This window comes from Otariodibacter sp. (assembly GCF_029256985.1).
GTDB lineage: Bacteria > Pseudomonadota > Gammaproteobacteria > Enterobacterales > Pasteurellaceae > Otariodibacter.
In genome coordinates this window covers 1-18486 of the sequence record NZ_JARIDQ010000030.1, presented here as the reverse complement: position 1 = coordinate 18486, position 18486 = coordinate 1, and the positions used below count along the sequence as shown (strand labels likewise).

Annotated in this window: 15 protein-coding genes; 6 read left to right on the top strand and 9 right to left on the bottom strand. The window is 35.5% G+C overall.

Annotated features, from left to right (window positions below):
• Positions 1–1946: bifunctional tRNA (5-methylaminomethyl-2-thiouridine)(34)-methyltransferase MnmC2/FAD-dependent 5-carboxymethylaminomethyl-2-thiouridine(34) oxidoreductase MnmC1 (mnmC, locus tag Q1J40_RS03090; RefSeq protein ID WP_301098571.1), on the bottom strand; the 1946-nt coding region annotated here is incomplete at its 3' end.
• 323 nt (positions 1947–2269) lie between these two features.
• Between mnmC and purR the strand changes: the two genes are divergently transcribed.
• Positions 2270–3286: an HTH-type transcriptional repressor PurR gene (gene purR / locus Q1J40_RS03085; RefSeq protein WP_301098568.1), complete on the top strand. Its 1017-nt coding sequence runs from the start codon at positions 2270–2272 to the stop codon at positions 3284–3286.
• A 23-nt stretch (positions 3287–3309) separates the two neighbouring features.
• Positions 3310–3918: a DedA family protein gene (locus Q1J40_RS03080; protein WP_301098567.1), complete on the top strand. Its 609-nt coding sequence runs from the start codon at positions 3310–3312 to the stop codon at positions 3916–3918.
• A gap of 56 nt (positions 3919–3974) precedes the next feature.
• Here the strand turns inward: Q1J40_RS03080 and lpcA are convergent, their stop codons facing one another.
• Positions 3975–4553, bottom strand: coding sequence for a D-sedoheptulose 7-phosphate isomerase (lpcA, locus tag Q1J40_RS03075; RefSeq protein ID WP_301098566.1), 579 nt, complete (start codon positions 4551–4553; stop codon positions 3975–3977).
• A gap of 156 nt (positions 4554–4709) precedes the next feature.
• Here lpcA and frr point away from each other — a divergent pair, with 156 nt between their 5' ends.
• Entirely contained in the window at positions 4710–5267 is a 558-nt protein-coding gene (gene frr, locus Q1J40_RS03070; protein ID WP_301098565.1) for a ribosome recycling factor, read from the top strand.
• 53 nt (positions 5268–5320) lie between these two features.
• Here frr and tadA read toward each other — a convergent pair whose 3' ends face one another.
• The 4 genes from tadA to pnp all read right to left on the bottom strand — a co-directional run bounded on the left by tadA (position 5321) and on the right by pnp (position 11037).
• Positions 5321–5848 carry a tRNA adenosine(34) deaminase TadA gene (gene tadA / locus Q1J40_RS03065; protein WP_301098564.1) on the bottom strand — a complete coding sequence of 176 codons (528 nt, stop codon included), beginning with the start codon at positions 5846–5848 and terminating at the stop codon, positions 5321–5323.
• A 71-nt stretch (positions 5849–5919) separates the two neighbouring features.
• Entirely contained in the window at positions 5920–7734 is a 1815-nt protein-coding gene (locus Q1J40_RS03060) for a DEAD/DEAH box helicase (protein WP_301098563.1), read from the bottom strand.
• Positions 7735–7924: 190 nt separating this feature from the next.
• A complete protein-coding gene (gene nlpI / locus Q1J40_RS03055; protein ID WP_301098562.1) occupies positions 7925–8845 on the bottom strand; it encodes a lipoprotein NlpI in 921 nt (306 codons plus the stop codon).
• Positions 8846–8895: 50 nt separating this feature from the next.
• Positions 8896–11037: a polyribonucleotide nucleotidyltransferase gene (pnp, locus tag Q1J40_RS03050; protein ID WP_301098561.1), complete on the bottom strand. Its 2142-nt coding sequence runs from the start codon at positions 11035–11037 to the stop codon at positions 8896–8898.
• A gap of 351 nt (positions 11038–11388) precedes the next feature.
• Here pnp and Q1J40_RS03045 point away from each other — a divergent pair, with 351 nt between their 5' ends.
• The 3 genes from Q1J40_RS03045 to pta all read left to right on the top strand — a co-directional run bounded on the left by Q1J40_RS03045 (position 11389) and on the right by pta (position 16944).
• Positions 11389–13053, top strand: coding sequence for an ABC transporter substrate-binding protein (locus Q1J40_RS03045; RefSeq protein WP_301098560.1), 1665 nt, complete (start codon positions 11389–11391; stop codon positions 13051–13053).
• Positions 13054–13528: 475 nt separating this feature from the next.
• On the top strand, positions 13529–14731 hold the full coding sequence (locus Q1J40_RS03040) for an acetate kinase (protein ID WP_301098559.1): 1203 nt from the start codon (positions 13529–13531) through the stop codon (positions 14729–14731).
• Between the two features lie 77 nt (positions 14732–14808).
• Complete coding sequence (gene pta, locus Q1J40_RS03035) at positions 14809–16944, top strand: phosphate acetyltransferase (RefSeq protein ID WP_301098558.1); 2136 nt, start codon at positions 14809–14811, stop codon at positions 16942–16944.
• 73 nt (positions 16945–17017) lie between these two features.
• On the opposite strand, the gene gmhB is transcribed toward pta, so the two are convergent.
• The 3 genes from gmhB to Q1J40_RS03020 all read right to left on the bottom strand — a co-directional run.
• On the bottom strand, positions 17018–17566 hold the full coding sequence (gmhB, locus tag Q1J40_RS03030; RefSeq protein ID WP_301098557.1) for a D-glycero-beta-D-manno-heptose 1,7-bisphosphate 7-phosphatase: 549 nt from the start codon (positions 17564–17566) through the stop codon (positions 17018–17020).
• On the bottom strand, positions 17556–18035 hold the full coding sequence (bcp, locus tag Q1J40_RS03025) for a thioredoxin-dependent thiol peroxidase (RefSeq protein WP_301098556.1): 480 nt from the start codon (positions 18033–18035) through the stop codon (positions 17556–17558). The genes gmhB and bcp overlap by 11 nt, the downstream gene beginning before the upstream one ends.
• Before the next feature lie 15 nt (positions 18036–18050).
• The coding region (locus Q1J40_RS03020; RefSeq protein WP_363321848.1) for a molybdopterin-binding protein at positions 18051–18486 on the bottom strand (436 nt) is incomplete at its 5' end.

Here is an 18486-nt window from a genome sequence, read left to right as displayed (position 1 = left end):
GCAAATAAAATATCCTGACTTAATGGTAGTGGTTCATTGGCGATTTGGCTTGCTAATAATTCCCCCAACAATGGTGCGGTAGTTAGCCCTCTTGACCCAAGCCCTGCCAATAAATAAAGATTAGGATGATTAACTGGAATAGGGATAGGTTGTCTGCGACGTTTTAGGTTGTACAGGTTTTTATATTGTACTTTCTGCTCTGGATAATTAGGCACTGCTCCAACCATTGGAATGCGATCTCTAAATGCCGCCCTTACACCCACTTTTGCTTTATTTTCAGATCCATCTATATTTTGAGTCCACTCACAAGCGGTTAGATTTTGTTGTAATTTTGTAATATTTTGCTGATGTTCAGCTAAACTAAAAGTCGTATCTAAGTTATCTCTTACGTGACTTGCACCAAGACAATGAGTGTGGTGTGCAGAAACAGGGGTTAAATAACCATCATAGCAAAGCACTGATTTTAATTTAGATAGATTCTCATTAGTTGGCACTTGGCTCACTTGTCCTCGCACCGGATAGATCTGAATCCCCTCAATCTGTTTAAATGTTTTCAGGGTATGTCCATTTGCGAGTACAACAACTTGGTGGGAAAATGACTGCCCTTGATGTTGCCAATGCCATTGGTTATTTTCAAACTCTAGATTTTCAACCTTATGATTTAAAACAATCGTTAAACCACGCTGTTCGAGATACTTAAAGCCATTTTGGACTAACTGTACGGGCGACAACCAGCCACCTTGTGAAATAAATGCACCACCATTAACTAGCGGTAGCCCCACTTTATCTGATAATTCATCGGCGGAACATAATTTATAAAGTTTCTCATCCCATCCATCTTCAGCTATTTTTTTCAATTTTTGATCTGTTTTATCATTATAAGCATAGAGTGAGACACCTGTTAGACCTTGTTCAAAAGGGACTAAGGGGGTTAATTGACGTAAACGTTGTAAGGCATAATCGAAACTATGCACATAAAAGCGCACATTTCGTTCATCATCATCACTCAATTGCGGATAAATCGCCCCTTGTGCATTACCTGATGCGTTTTGTGCTAATGCTAAATCTTTGCAATACAGTGTCACGCTTTTTCCTTTTTCAATTAAGGATAAAGCTAAAAATAAACTGGCAACACCGCCACCGATAATTGCAATATCATCTGCATTAGTTTGTTTAGATCGAAAATAATAAGGGTATTCAATTGGATGAGATTCGCTCTCGACGGGTTTCTCCCCCCATACCATTTCACGTTTTTTACCAAAACCTTTACGCTTATACACCTCAAATCCTACTGATTGTAACCCTCTACGAACTTGGCTTGATGCAGTAAAAGTGGCGAAAGTACCTTTTGGCTTGGTGAGTCTAAACATTTGCTGATAAAGCTGTTCATTCCACATTTGAGGATTTTTATCGGGTGAAAAACCATCTAAAAACCAACAATCAATAGTGGCATTATAGTTATCACCTAATTGCGGTAAGTTTTCAGCAATATCGCCAAACCAAAGATCTAAATAAACTTGATCGAAATGATAACGCTGGCAACCCACCTGTCTAGGCTCCCAACAAGCGGTCAGTTTATCGATATTTTTTGCAAATTGAGGATGATTTTGATGAACTGAATGAAATTGTTCCGCTTGGATTGGATATTGCTCAAAAGAGATGAAATAGAGACGTTTTAAAATATGTTCAGGATTTGCTTTACAAAATTCTTCAAAATACTCAGCAACAGCAAAAAAATTTAGCCCTGTTCCAAAACCTGTTTCAGCAATAACAAAAGCACTACGATCATGTGATAACCATTTTTCCCACAATTGATTGCCTTCTTGGAAAACATAACGACTCTCAGCTAAGCCATCTTGCGTAGAAAAATAAATATCATCAAATTGATCTGAAACTGGGGTCTGGTTGGAACTAAAAGAAAGAGAAGCGAAATTAAGTTTAGGCATATAGTAATCACTACTTCCATTATTATATAAATGGAAAGGGCATCTAATTATGAAATTGGAACAAAACCAAAATCCTTAGATGCCCTCCCAACAAATAAATCTAGAAAATATTTACAGCAAAAATAACAATCATTCCTAGTGAAGCAACTACTGTCAACATTGCATATCCAAAAGTACCCATTACAATTCTCCTATAAATAATTAAACAGACAACTTCATTCTAAAACTATTTAGTAAAAATGCAAATCTAAGACTTAATTTTATTTAAGAATTTCTACATTATTCGCTATAATGAAAAATATTTCATTATTTTGAGGAATAATATGGCAACGATTAAGGATGTCGCTAAACTAGCAGGCGTTTCTACAACTACAGTTTCTCATGTTATCAATAAAACGAGGTTTGTATCGGAGGATACTGTTCAATCAGTATGGGATGCTGTTGCTGCACTAAATTACTCACCTAGTGCCGTTGCTCGTAGTCTTAAAATTAATACTACGAAATCCATTGGAATGATCATCACTACCAATGAAGCTCCTTATTTTGCTGAAATCGTACTTGCTGTTGAAGAATATTGCTACCAAAAAGGTTATTCACTTTTCTTATGTAACACCCAAAATCAAGTGGAAAAAATTCAAAACCATTTAGATATGCTTGTTGCCAAGCGTGTAGATGGAATCTTGGTTATGTGTTCTGAATACTCAGAAAGTTCCTTATCTCTATTTAACGGAACCAATACTCCAATGGTAGTTATGGATTGGGGACCTAATGATGGCAAAAGTGATCGCATAATTGATCATAGTTTTGAGGGTGGCTATATGGCAACTCGGTATTTAATCGAAAATGGACATAGAGATATTGCTGTTATCGCAGGAAATCTATTTAAAACTATATCTAAAAACCGATTTGAAGGCTTTGTGAAGGCCATGACAGAGTCTGGATTACTAATTCGAGATGAATGGATCCATGAAACAGATTTTGAACCTGAAGCAGGCTATGAAATTATGAATCGACTCTTGAAGCAAGAAAAGCTCCCAACGGCCGTGGTTTGTGCTTGTGATACTATTGCTCTCGGTGCTATTTCTGCTATTACAGAAAAAGGACTATCTGTACCAGAAGATATTTCTCTGGTCGGTTATGATAACATTCATAATTCTCGCTTTTATGCACCTCCTCTTACGACAATACATCAGTCAAAAACTCGCTTGGGGCATATGGCTTTAGATTTATTATTGGAAAGAATCAGTAATAATAAACAAGCACATGAACCCAAAACATTGGAATTTTATCCCGAACTAGTCATTAGACACTCTGTTCGTAATTTAAATCACCCTGATTAAATTCAGTAATTCTAAGGATTGTAATGGAATTTCTCATTAGTTTTTTTAATTCTTATGGCTATTTCGCTGTATTTTTCATTTTATTAATCTGCGGATTTGGTATACCAATCCCTGAAGACATCACTTTAGTTTCTGGAGGTGTAATTTCAGGCCTAGGTTCAGCTAATGTTCATTGGATGTTAGTAGTAAGTATGATCGGCGTACTTATTGGTGATAGTACAATGTATTGGCTTGGGCGAATTTATGGAGAAAATATCCTAAACTTCCCATTAATTCGTCGGATTGCTACACCAGATCGTTTTTCACATGTACAAGATCGATTTGAAAGACAAGGATGGAAGCTACTCTTTATTGCACGCTTCTTACCAGGACTTCGTGCTGTTGTGTATTTGACATCAGGTATCACTAATAAAATCTCTTTTACTCATTTTGTTATTGTTGATTTCTGTGCTGCTATTATTTCTGTTCCAATTTGGGTATATCTAGGCTACTTTGGTTCTAAAAATCTTGACAGATTACATTCACAAATTCATCAAGGACAAATGATTATTTGGAGTATATTGATTGTAGGTGGATTATTTGCTTTATGGAAATGGAAAAAGAGTCGTCAGAAAAAAGATAAATTACAATAAAAATGAAAGAATATGGAAAAAGAAGAAGGGAACTTAAGATTCCCTTCTTTATTAGATTACTTAGCCATTTCAAATTCAATTAACATCATCAAAATATGAATCACTTTAATATGAATTTCTTGGATGCGATCAGCATAGCGAAAATGTGGAACACGGATTTCAACATCAGCTATTCCCGCCATTTCTCCCCCATCTTTCCCTGTCATTGCAATAACTTTCATTCCTTTTTTCTTAGCTGCTCTAATCGCATTTAGGATATTCTTTGAATTGCCCGAAGTAGATAGTCCAAATAATACATCACCTTTCTGACCAACTGCTTCAACATAACGTGAAAAAACATATTCATAACCAAAATCATTACTTACACAGCTTAAATGGCTTGGATCAGAAATAGCAATCGCAGGATATCCTGGACGATTCTCACGATAACGTCCCGTTAATTCTTCTGCAAAATGCATTGCATCACAGTGTGAGCCACCATTTCCACAAGATAATACTTTTCCACCTTGTTTGAAACTGTTTGAAATTAATAAAGCTGCATCTTGAATTAGCTTTAAATTCTTTTCATCTTTGATGAATTTATCTAGGACTTCAGCTGCCTCGTTTAACTCAGCAAGGATTTGTTGTTGATACATAAGAACTCCTCTTGTAAAACGTTCAGAGAATCTGACCGCTTGCACTATATTTTGTAAGTGAAAGTCTATCATAATGACTTTTACTTAACACTAGGAAAAATGTAAGAAATTAGGTAAAATCAAAATGTTTTATCGTTTAAATCAAAGGGAAATAGAATGATCAACGAAATTAAAAAAGATACACAAGAGCGTATGGAAAAAAGTGTTGAAGCACTAAAAGACCACATTTCAAAAATTCGTACTGGTCGTGCTCAACCAAGTTTACTTGATAGTATTCAAGTCGACTATTATGGTTCAGCAACACCTCTTCGCCAACTTGCAAATGTAGTAGCTGAAGATGCACGTACTTTAGCTGTAACAGTATTTGACCGCTCATTAATTGGAGCAGTAGAAAAAGCAATTTTAACTTCTGATTTAGGGTTAAACCCTGCATCAGCAGGTACAACAATTCGTGTACCTCTTCCACCATTAACAGAAGAACGTCGTCGTGATTTAATTAAAATTGTAAAAGCTGAAGGAGAACAAGGTAAGATCTCAATCCGTAATGTTCGTCGTGATGCAAATGATAAAATTAAAGCATTAGAAAAAGACAAACAAATCAGTGAAAATGATGAACGTAAAGCACAGGATGATATTCAAAAAATCACCGATATTTTTATTAAGAAAGTAGATGAAGTGCTTGCTGATAAAGAAAAAGAATTAATGGATTTCTAAGATTTCTTTTTCGCTTTCATGATAAAAGTCGCCTAAGTAAAAGGTGGCTTTTCTTATTTAGAGATGTATTTAGACAATTTTTTCTGTATACGTCTATTTTTAAAAAAGCTACTAATCTTTTGACTACATTCTAAAGCCATTACCCCCCCTCGAATTTTCAATAAATGATTCATTTTATAATCTTCAAAAAAATGAAAGCGAGAGCCTACTGCTCCTGTTTTATAATCACTTGCACCAAAGACCAAACGTCCAATACGACTATGTAAAATAGCTCCTGCACACATCGTACAAGGTTCTAATGTGACATATAGTGTTGAATTTAACAGTCGATAATTACCTAATTTATTCCCAGCTTGACGAATAGCCAATATCTCAGCATGAGCAGTAGGATCTGATAAATTTATTGACTGATTCCAACCTTCTCCAATAATTTCTTTATCTTCTGAGACAAGCACGGCACCTACAGGGATTTCACCTTCAAGTTCTGCTTTATCTGCAAGTGAAAGTGCTTGTTGCATAAAATAAATATCTTGTGCAGAAATAGATAAATCACAAACTAAATCTGTTTTTCGAATAAACATTTACAAAATTTCCTTATAATCTCACCGCTTGTTTATTATATAAAAAATGCCCCTAAGGGGCATTTATTTAATTAATCACGTTTAAGATGTCTATCAGTAAAACGTTTTTCTTTAAAACCACCTGATGATTTACGATCTTTTCCACCTTTATTATCTCGGCGATCATTACGGCCTCTTCCTCGACCTTTATCTTGGAATACACCTCTACTTCCACTATCTGTTGCTTCGCCTAATAAAGACATTTGCATTAGCTTGCTCAATATTCTAGCTTTACTTGCAAAATGCTGAATTAAGTGGCTTGGCATACCTTGCGGAAGCTCAATTGTTGAATAGTTATCGTGTAATTTGATATGTCCTATGTAGCGACTACTAATATCTCCTTCGTTCGCAATTGCACCAACAATATGACGAACTTCAACGCCATCTTCACGTCCAAGTTCAATGCGATATAAATTCATCGCTACACCATTACCTTCACGGTATTCACGTCCACCACGACGCTCTGCTGAACGAGGGTTTTCACGGCTATTACGAGAATTACGTTCAGCACGTACTGGACGAGGTTTAGGATCTGGAGGAAGGATCAATTTTTGTTTTTCTTGCAACAACATCATCATTGCCGCTGCTAGCTCTTCATGATCTTGATCACCTGTAAATAAATCCTCCAATAATTCACGATAAATTGGTAAATCATGATGTTCAAGTTGCACAGAAATTTTGGCTTTAAATTTCTCACGACGCTTTTGCATTAACATTTCATGATTAGGCACAGACACTTCATCTATTGGTTTTTTCATTAGATGTTCTATGTTCTTAAGTAATCTACGCTCTCTTGGTTCAACAAAAAGCAATGCACGTCCAGAACGTCCTGCTCGACCTGTTCGGCCAATACGGTGAACATAGCTTTCTGAATCCAGCGGAATATCGTAGTTTACAACTAAACTAATACGCTCAACATCAAGTCCACGAGCGGCAACATCTGTTGCGACAAGGATATCTAGGCGACCAGATCTTAAACGTTCTAATGTTTGTTCACGAGCTTGTTGAGTCATATCCCCATTCAATGCTGCTGCATTGTAACCATTATGCTCTAATAATTCAGTGATATCAGTTGTACCGGTTTTAGTACGAGTAAAAATAATTGCCGCATCAAATTCTTCCACTTCTAAAAAGCGTAATAAAGCATCATTTTTACGGAAACCATTTACAAGCCAGTAACTTTGTGTAATATCTGGAGCAGAACGTGGTGAAGCTTTAATTTTAACTTCTTGTGGATCTTTCATAAAACGACGAGTAATTCGACGAATTGGTTCTGGCATTGTGGCAGAAAAAAGTGCAGTTTGATGATTTTCAGGTAGCTCAGCCATGACTGTTTCAACATCATCAATAAAGCCCATACGGAGCATTTCATCTGCTTCATCAAGTACGATGGTATGTAATGCTGATAAATCTAATGTTCCACGACGGATATGATCTAAAATACGTCCTGGAGTACCAACAACCACTTGAGATCCCTGTTTTAATGCTCGAATTTGAATATCGTAACGCTGTCCACCATAAATAGTCACAACACGTATACCTTTCATATTTTTGGTAAATTGTTCACAAGCATCAGCAACTTGGATCGCTAATTCACGAGTGGGTGCCATCACTAGCATTTGTGGATGACGTTTTTCTGGATCGATTTGTGCTAAAACAGGCAAAGAAAATGCCGCAGTTTTACCACTTCCCGTTTGTGCCATCCCTAGAACATCTCGACCAGCAAGAAGGTGAGGAATACAAGCTTCTTGGATAGGAGATGGGTTTACAAATCCCATTTCATTTACAGCATCAAGAATAGATTGTGGTAAGCCTAAATCGGCAAAAGTTATTGTATTAGTTGTCATAAAATTCCAAAATTGTGGATAGTAGGTATTAACTTATGTGTTACAAAAGAAAATAGCCCACGGATAAAAATACATTGTTGAGTATTTAGGTAAAGCAAAATATTTTGATACAAAATCAAAGAATATAACTTCTTAAAAAAGTATAGGTGGTAAGTTAGATAAATAGTTTTACTCTTACCACTTTATCGTCCTAATTACCAACAATAACAGGGTTGGTTAAAGCTTCTCTTAGTTGAGATAACTCAAATAAAGCAAAACGATACTCAACAAAGTTATAAACTTGATTCGCAATAGCGAGACGAAAGAGATTTTTTGCCTCTTCAACTTGATGTATTTTGAGTGTTTGTTTTGCAAGATAAAAATAGGTTTCTGTTAAAATTTCAGCATACTGAGCGCTATTAGGTTCGGCTTGTTCATTTATCTTCAATCGAAGTTGCTTCAAATTAAGATCACCCAGAAAATATGAGATAATTGTTGTTCCCCAAAAATCTTTAGATAATCCTTTTGCTCGATCAATTAATTTAGATTTTGCTTCTAATGGCTTAAATTCTAGCTCATTAAAGTAGAGCCATAATACCCGATATGGATCCGTTTTATCTGCTTGATAAAAATAGCTTAAATCTCTCTCAGCTTCTGAGTATCGGCCACTATAATAAAAAGCAAGTCCTCGATTCAATCGGGTATAATCATAATCAGGATCAAGTTCTAATACTGCATTAAATGCATCAATAGAACTATCATAATCACCTTCAAGTAATAAATATAATCCAAGATAATTATAAGCTGCTGCCATTTTAGGGTTAAGTTCAATCGCACTATAAAAATCATAACGAGCTAAAGACCAAAGCCCTAAGCTATCGTAGATTACTCCCCTCTCAAACATTAATTCAGCACGTTCTTGTTCATTTAATTCTGCCTCGTTTAAAACTTCATTAAGTCTAACAACCATTGCTTCTTGTTCAAACTTTAATTGAGGATTAACTTCTGCTAAAGCTAACTTAGTTGGATTAATAATATCTGAGAGACTATTTGTACAAGCACTCAATAAAAAAATCACAGTTATATTAAGTAGAAAAAAACGAAACTTAAACAACTTAAAACGTTGTAGCATTAATAAAACCTTAAACCAAATTTCCTCTTCCAGAAGAAGAGGAATAAATATTATTCACTGATCTTTTCTTCAGCAACTGGTTCTTCCGAAACTTGTTGTTCAGCAGAACTGATGTCTTTCATAGTTAAGCGAATGCGACCTTGACGATCAATTTCAACTACCTTAACCTGAACTTCTTGACCTACAGTAAGATAATCAGAGACACGTTCTACTCTAGCATCAGTAATTTGTGAAATATGGACGAGTCCCTCTTTACCACCAAGAATAGATACAAAGGCACCAAAGTCAACTACACGAGTAACTTTACCTTTATAAATTGCATTAACTTCTACTTCAGCAACGATTTCTTCAATACGCTCCATAACACGTTTTGCTGCCGCATTATCTGTTGCGGCAATTTTAACTGTACCATCATCATCAATATCAATTGATGTACCAGTTTCTTCAGTTAATGAACGAATTGTTGCACCGCCTTTACCAATTACATCTTTAATTTTTTTAGAATCAATTTTCATTGTATGAATGCGTGGAGCAAAATCGGAAATATCTTTACGTGGAACAGGAATAGCTTGTTCCATTACACCTAAAATATGGATACGAGCACCTTTAGCTTGTCTTAATGCGATACGCATAATTTCTGGAGTAATACCTTCAATTTTGATATCCATTTGTAATGCAGTGATACCTTCACGAGTACCTGCTACTTTAAAGTCCATATCACCAAGGTGGTCTTCATCACCAAGGATATCTGAAAGCACTACAAATTTATCGTCTTCTTTCACTAAGCCCATTGCAATCCCAGCAACTGCAGCTTTGATTGGTACACCTGCATCCATCAATGCTAATGACGCACCACACACCGAAGCCATTGAAGAAGATCCATTTGACTCAGTGATTTCAGATACAACACGTACAACATATGGGAATTCTTCTGCACTAGGCATTACTGCAAGTACACCACGTTTTGCTAAACGACCATGGCCGATTTCACGACGTTTTGGTGAACCAATCATACCTGTTTCACCAACAGAATATGGAGGGAAGTTATAGTGGAATAAGAAACGATCTGTTTTTTCACCTGTGATTTCATCAATGATTTGAGCATCACGTTCTGTACCAAGCGTTGCTACTGCTAATGCTTGAGTTTCACCACGTGTAAAAATTGCTGAACCGTGAGTACGTGGTAATACGCCGGTACAAATGTCTAATGCACGAACGGTATCGACGGTACGGCCATCAATTCTTGGCTCTCCGGCAATGATACGACTACGAACAATTTGGCTTTCTAAGTCAGTAATAATATCAATAATCTTACCTTCAGTGATACTTTCATCTTCACCTGATTCAGTAAGAATTTGTGCAATAACATCTGCTTTAATTGCATCAATTTGTTCATAGCGAGTTTGTTTTTCAACAATACGATATGCTTCGCCAACACGTGTTTCAGCCAATGCTTTTACTTTTTCAATTAATGCTGTATTTGGCTCAGGAGCTTTCCAATCCCAACGTGGTTTGCCAGCTTCTTTAACAAATTCTTTAATATTCTCAATCACAACTTGTTGTTGCTCATGACCAAATACTACCGCAGATAACATTTGCTCTTCAGATAAGATATCTGCTTCAGATTCAACCATTAATACCGCTTTATCAGTTCCTGCAACAACTAAGTCTAAACGACTCATTTTTTGTTCAGAAATTGTTGGATTTAATACGAACTGATCGTTGATAAAGCCTACACGAGCGGCACCGATAGGACCATTAAATGGTACACCTGAAAGAGAAAGGGCAGCTGAAGCACCAATCATTGCAACAAGATCTGGACTGATTTGTGGGTTAACAGAAACAACTGTTGCCACAACTTGAATTTCATTAAAAAAACCTTCAGGGAATAATGGGCGAACTGGACGATCAATTAAACGTGCAATTAAAGTTTCACCTTCAGATGGACGACCTTCACGTTTAAAGAAACCTCCAGGGATCCTACCTGCTGCATAAGTACGTTCTTGATAATTTACTGTTAATGGGAAGAAATCTTGTCCTTCTTTTACATCTTTTTTAGCAACAACTGTAACAAATACCGTTGTATCATCCATGCTTGCCATTACGGCAGCAGTTGCTTGACGAGCCATTGCGCCTGTTTCTAAGGTAACAGTGTGTTGCCCATATTTAAATTGTTTGACAATTGGAGTCATCTATAAATTTCCTTCTAAATTTTTAGTTTATTATTATTTTATTCCCTAAAAATTGCGACTAGCAAAAATCATCTCATACTTTCAAGATAACTTTTGATAGCCGCCTCTTAAACACTGGGAAATAAAAACTGTTCTATTATACAGATTTTTAAATAAAAATCGCCTACTATTTATGTATTTAATTTAAATTTACATCACCAATTGATATCAATGTGTTAACTTCCTCACAAAATGAATAAAATATCTTCATAAAGTAAAGAAGTTAATCTAAAATCAAATTATCTCTATTGAAATTTATTTATGTTTATCTAATAGCTATCCACATTATTACCTATGTACAAGGAGATTATAATGCAAATTCATAACACAACTTTGTGGTTAAAAAGTAGAAAACTTGTAAAATTATCAGCCCTAAATAGTGCAATTTTATTTAGCCTAATCCCAAACGCATTCTCAGCAAAAGTACCTAGTGGCGTCGTATTAGCTGATAATCAAGTAGTAAATATTCAAACTACGGCTGAATTTGCAACACTTGACCCTCAAAAAATGGAAGGAACTGGTGAAAGTCTACTAGCAAGACAATTATTCGAGGGGCTAGTGAATACAGATGAAAATGACAAAATTATTCCGGGAGTTGCTGAACGTTGGGTATATTCTGATGATAACAAAACGCTTACGTTTTATTTAAGAAAAGATGCTAAATGGTCAAATGGAGATCCTGTTACTGCTAACGATTTTGTTTTTGCTTGGCAACGTCTCGTTGATCCAAAGACCGCTTCACCTTATGCAAGTTATCTTGAATTCATGAAGATGGAAAATGTGGCTGATATCGTGGCAGGGAGAAAATCTCCTGATACATTGGGCGTAAAAGCTTTAGATGACTATACACTTCAGCTTACACTAACAGCCCCCGTTTCTTATGCCGCAGAGCTTGTTCAACATGCATCTTTATACCCCGTAAATAGAAAAATTGTAGAGCTATATGGGGATAATTGGACTCGCCCAGAAAATTTTATCGGTAATGGTGCCTATAAAATTGCTGATCGTGTACTTAATGAAAAAGTAGTCTTAGAAAGAAATCCAAACTATTGGAACAATAAAGAAACGGTTATTAATACAGCTACCTTTTACATTTTAACCGAAAGTGCTGGAATTTCACGTTATCGTTCTGGAGAGCTAGATTTAGCTTATATCCCATCTTCACTCTATAAAGATAAAAACTTCCGTAAAGAATATGACGATCAAATATTCACCTCACGCAAATTAGGCACTTTTACCTACGAAATGAATCTCGCTAAACCTCCATTTGATGATATTCGTGTTCGTAAAGCTCTTGATTTAGCGCTTGACCGTGAAATTATCACAGACAAGGTACTTGGATTTGGACAAATGCCAACCTACCGCTTTACACCACCTTATATCGGAGCAGGTGAAAAGATCCAACAACCAGAATATGCTAATTGGACTCAAGAGCAACGTAATCAAGAAGCGATCAAATTACTAGAAGAAGCAGGCTATAGCAAATCTAATCCACTCAAAACTGATTTACTCTATAATACAAATGAAGGATTAAAAGATATTGCCGTAGCAGCAACATCAATTTGGAAAAAGAATTTAGCCAATATGGTTAATATTTCTCTAAGAAATATGGAATGGAAAACTTTCTTAGATACCAAAAATCAAAAAGATTACACATTAGCATTTAATGCTTGGATTGCTGATTATAATGATGCAAGTACATTCTTAACATATTATCTATCCAATAGCGAACAAAATAAAATTGGATTTAAGAGTGAAAAATTCGATAAATTGATACAAGACTCTTACTATGCAAAAACAGAAGATGAACGAGCTAATTTGTATGCTCAAGCGGAAGAAGAGTTAGGTAACAACCATCCATTTATTGCAATTTATCACTATGCAGGACTATTGATTAAAAATCCAAAACTTAAAGGATATGAAGGTAAGAGTCCACAGGGTATTTATTTTGTGAGAGATCTCTATGTAGAAAAATAAGTAAAGTATATTTTTATATTGAGACTTATTGTTGTATTCTCAAAAAATTACACTTTGTTTTAGAGACTATGTTCGATATTATATTGAACTTAGTCTCTTTGATTTCAATAGATATTTATAACATTACAAATTACCAACCTTAATCTAGATAGGATATATTTAGTTATAAAAAATCAGTTTGATTTAACTGAAGTATAGCTAACTTTTGAAGAATGGAATCAAACAATATTTTTGTAAAAAATCTTTTTGAACTTACCGCTTGAATTCAAAAAATAGCACCAATATCCTACCTAACTAGCACTCAACTTATTATTCTTAGTTTTATATTTGTTTCTAATTTGTTAAAATTTGATGTATTTCAATCTTTTAATTTGTTAGTAATTTATTTTAAATAACAAAAAGTGTATTCTATACAAGGTATTTACACATTTATAATGTGTCTATTTAATTCAATTAACATCAGGTATTTTTTATTATGTCTAAAAATTTAGTACTTATCTTAAACTGCGGTAGTTCATCACTTAAATTTGCGATCCTAGATCCTACAACGGGTGATGAAAAGTTATCGGGTTTAGCCGAAAATTTTAATCTTGAAGATGCACGCATCAAATGGAAATTAAATGGAGAAAAAGGTGCAGCTGATCTTGGAGCTGGCGCTGCACATAGCGAAGCGTTAGGCTACATTGTTTCAAATATTTTAACGCCAGAATTAAAAGACGGTATTGGGGCTATCGGACATCGTATCGTTCATGGTGGCGAAAAATATACGACATCAACAGTTATTACTGATGATGTTATTAAAGGCATTGAGGAAGCATCAGAATTTGCTCCACTACATAACCCAGCACATTTAATCGGTATTCAAGAAGCATTTAAAGCATTCCCTGAGTTAAAAGAAAAAAATGTAGCTGTATTTGATACAGCATTCCATCAAACTATGCCTGAACATGCTTACCTATACGCACTTCCTTACTCTCTTTATAAAGAACATGGTGTTCGTCGTTACGGTATGCACGGAACTAGTCATTATTTTATTAGTAATGAAATCACAAAAGAATTAAATCTTGAAACTGATAAAGCTAATATCATTACTTGTCATTTAGGCAACGGCGCATCAGTCGCAGCAATTAGTAATGGCAAATGTATTGATACATCAATGGGTTTTACACCACTTGAAGGGTTAGTAATGGGTACTCGTTCTGGTGACTTAGATCCTGCCATCATCTTCTATATGCACAATACATTAGGTATGTCTGTTGAAGAAATCGAAAAAACATTAGTGAAAAAATCAGGGTTACTTGGATTAACTGAAGTAACTAGTGACTGTCGTTTTGCTGAAGATAACTACTACGATAGAGTAGAAGCAAAACGTGCTATGGATGTATTCTGCTATCGTTTAGCTAAATATATTGGTTCTTACATGGCTATAATAGGTGATCACTTAGATGCAATCGTATTTACTGGTGGTATCGGTGAAAATTCAGAAAAAGTCAGAAGACTGACTCTTAATCACCTAAAATTATTTGGTATAAAAGTCGATAAGGAAAAAAATCTTGCTGCACGTTTTGGTAAATCAGGAGAAATTACTGCCAATGACTCTGCATATCGTGCATTTGTAATCCCAACAAATGAAGAGCTTGTTATTGCTCAAGATACAGCTAAATTAGCATTTAAATAAGATTCTCTATATATAACCTGCCTCATGGCAGGTTTTTAGTTTATTAAATTGTAACTTAATTTTTTATTGGAAATATTATGTCAAGAACAATTATTTTAATCCCAACTACAACAGGTGTTGGTTTAACTAGTGTAAGTTTAGGCCTTGTTCATGCGCTTGAACAAAAAGGTACTAAAGTTGGTTTTTTAAAGCCAATCGCTCAACCATTAAGTGGTGAAGACACGCTGGATCGTTCAACTTCAATTATCCGATCTTCTCAATCAACAGAAACGGGTGAGCCTTTTATGTTGAGTGTTGCTGAATCACTTATTGGTCAAAATCAATCTGATATATTATTGGAAAAGATTGTTGAACGTTATGAACAACTTGTTAAAAATAACGAGATTGTGGTTATTGAAGGCCTAATTCCAACTCGTAAAAATTCATACGCAAATAGTATTAACTATGAAATTGCACAAGCTTTAGATGCTGATATTGTTTTAGTAACAACTCCTGGTTCAGATAAACCATCAGAATTAAAGGAGCGTATTGAAGCCACTGCATCTGAGTTTGGAGGACGTAATAATCCAAATCTATTAGGGGTTATTATTAATAAATTTAATGCTCCAGTTGATAAATCTGGTAGAACTCGCCCAGATCTTATTGAAATTTTTGATTCATTCCAGCATACAGCAAATACTATAAATGAAGTTGAAAATTTATTCAGTAAAAGCCCAATTAAATTATTAGCTTGCATCCCATGGAATTCAGATTTAATTGCAATACGTGCAATTGATTTAGCTAAGCATTTACAAGCTTCCATCATTAATGAAGGTGATATTCAATCTCGTCGTATCCGTGGTATCACATTTTGTGCAAGAAGCCTCCCTAATATGGTAGAGCATTTTAAACCAGGTAGTTTATTAGTCACATCTGCCGATCGCCCAGACGTGATTGTTGCAGCCTCATTAGCAACAATGAATGGTATTGAGTTAGGAGCGCTACTACTTACTGGTGGGTATAAAATTGATTCACAAATTACTAAACTTTGCCAACAAGCTTTAGAAACAGGTTTACCTGTTTTCCGTTCAGAAGGTAATACATGGCAAACTTCACTAAGTTTACAAAGTTTTAGCTTAGAAGTTCCAGCAGATGATAAAGAACGTATTACTGCAATTAAACAATATGTTTCAGAACAGATTGACTCCCAATTTATTGATTCATTATCAAATGGTGCAATTAGGGCAAGACGTTTATCACCAGCGGCATTCCGTTATCAACTAACTGAGTTTGCTCGAGCAGCTAAAAAACGTATTGTATTACCTGAAGGAGATGAGCCTCGTACAGTAAAAGCTGCTGTATTATGTGCTGAAAAAGGTATCGCAGAATGTATTCTTCTTGCTAATCCAGAAGAAGTTCAACGTGTAGCCAAAGCTCAAGGTGTTCAATTAGGTGCTGGCATTACTATTATTGATCCTGCTACTGTACGTAATAATTATGTTGATCGTCTTGTTGAGTTGCGTAAAAATAAAGGTATGACAGAAGTTGTTGCACGTGAACAATTACAAGATAATGTAGTACTTGGTACTATGATGCTTGAAGCAAATGAAGTCGATGGTTTAGTGTCTGGTGCAGTTCATACTACAGCAAATACTATTCGCCCACCAATGCAAATTATCAAAACTGCACCGGGTAGTTCAATTGTATCCTCAATCTTCTTCATGTTACTTCCAGATCAAGTACTTGTGTATGGTGACTGTGCAGTAAATCCAGATCCAACAGCAGAACAATTAGCTGAAATTGCAATTCAATCTGCTGACTCAGCAAAATCTTTTGGTGTTGATCCTCGTGTTGCGATGATTTCTTACTCAACAGGAACTTCTGGTTCTGGTGCTGATGTAGAAAAAGTAGCAGAAGCGACTCGTATCGCAAAAGAAAAACGCCCAGACCTCATTATTGATGGCCCTCTACAATATGATGCAGCAGTAATGGAAGATGTTGCTCGTTCTAAAGCACCAAATTCACCAGTAGCAGGTAAAGCAACTGTATTTATTTTCCCTGACTTAAATACAGGTAATACTACATATAAAGCAGTACAACGTTCAGCTGATCTTGTTTCTATTGGTCCAATGCTTCAAGGTATGCGTAAACCTGTAAATGACTTATCTCGCGGTGCTCTCGTAGATGATATCGTTTATACTATTGCATTGACAGCAATTCAAGCAACCCAATAACATAGAAAATAAATACAGCCTGAAGTATATACTTCAGGCTGTATTGAATATACACTCTTATCAGCTATATAAATTATTTATTCAAATATTTCGGCAAATCCGCCAAACTATCTAATACTTTATCCGCTTTAGCTTCTGCTTCTGGTGTAACTGGCTTACCCGTTCTCACTAAGATTTTGGTTTTCACTCCGGCATTTTCTGCTGCAAGTAGATCTTCCAATTTATCACCAACCATAATGGATTGATTTGGATCGATATTTAATTCAGCAATCGCTTGGGTGAACATACCCGCTTTTGGTTTACGACAATCGCAATCTTCACGATATTCGCCAATCCCTTCTGGATGATGAGGGCAATAGTAAATACCGTCAAAATCAACGCCACGATCTGCTAACGACCAATCAAACCATTCTGTCAGTTGTAAGAATTGATCTTCGGTAAAATAGCCTCGAGCGATGCCTGATTGATTGGTAACAAGCACCAACAAATAGCCTTTTTGCTTTAAAGCAAATAATGCATCGATCACTCCATCAATAAATTGAAAATCATCAATTTGATGAACATAACCATGATCGATATTGATCGTACCATCTCTATCTAAAAAAATAGCTTTATTTGCCATTATTCTTGCCTTTTAAGAAGTCAATAATGATTTGGTGATGGTTAGATATTTTAAATTTATCAAATACTGCCTCGATCTGACCGCTTTCATCGACTAAAAAACTAATACGATAAATGCCATTATAAGCTTTTCCCATAAACTTCTTCTCACCCCATACCCCAAAAGCTTCTGCAATTTGGTGATCGGGGTCAGATAATAACGTGAAATTTAATTCCTTTTTCTCAACAAATTGAGCTAATTTTTTAGGTAAATCTGGGCTGATACCCAATACCACCACATTGAGAGCATCTAATTCTGCTTTGCTATCTCGTAACCCACAAGCTTGAGTTGTACACCCTGGTGTCAATGCTTTAGGGTAGAAATAAACTAGTACTTTTTTACCTTGAAATTGAGATAATGAAATAGGCTGTTCATTTTGATCTAATAATGTAAATTCTGGGACCTTATCGCCTACCTTTAATCTGTTCATTCTATTCCTCCAAATTTATTTCAATAAATGATTAAACGGTTGAATGATTACTTTTTCATTAACCGCTACATTTCCTCTATCTTTTTCTAATACGATAAAGCAATTGCTTTCATTAAAAGCACTGAAAATATGAGAGCCTTGTTTGCCAATTGATTTTACCACTAACTGACCTTGTTCATTTTCATAGTAAAAGCCTCGTTGGAAATCTTGTCTGCCAACGGATTTTTTCAATGGTTCTGTGGTGTAAGCGTTGAGATTTGGTGAGAAATTTGCAATTTTTTCTGGTGTATTACCCGCTAATTTTAATAGTGCAGGTTGCACTAGTTGATAGAAAGTTACCAATGCAGAAACAGGATTACCCGGTAAACCGAAGAACCACGCTTTTTCTAAACGACCAAAGGCGAAAGGTTTACCTGGTTTCATTGCAATTTTCCAAAAACCAATTTCACCT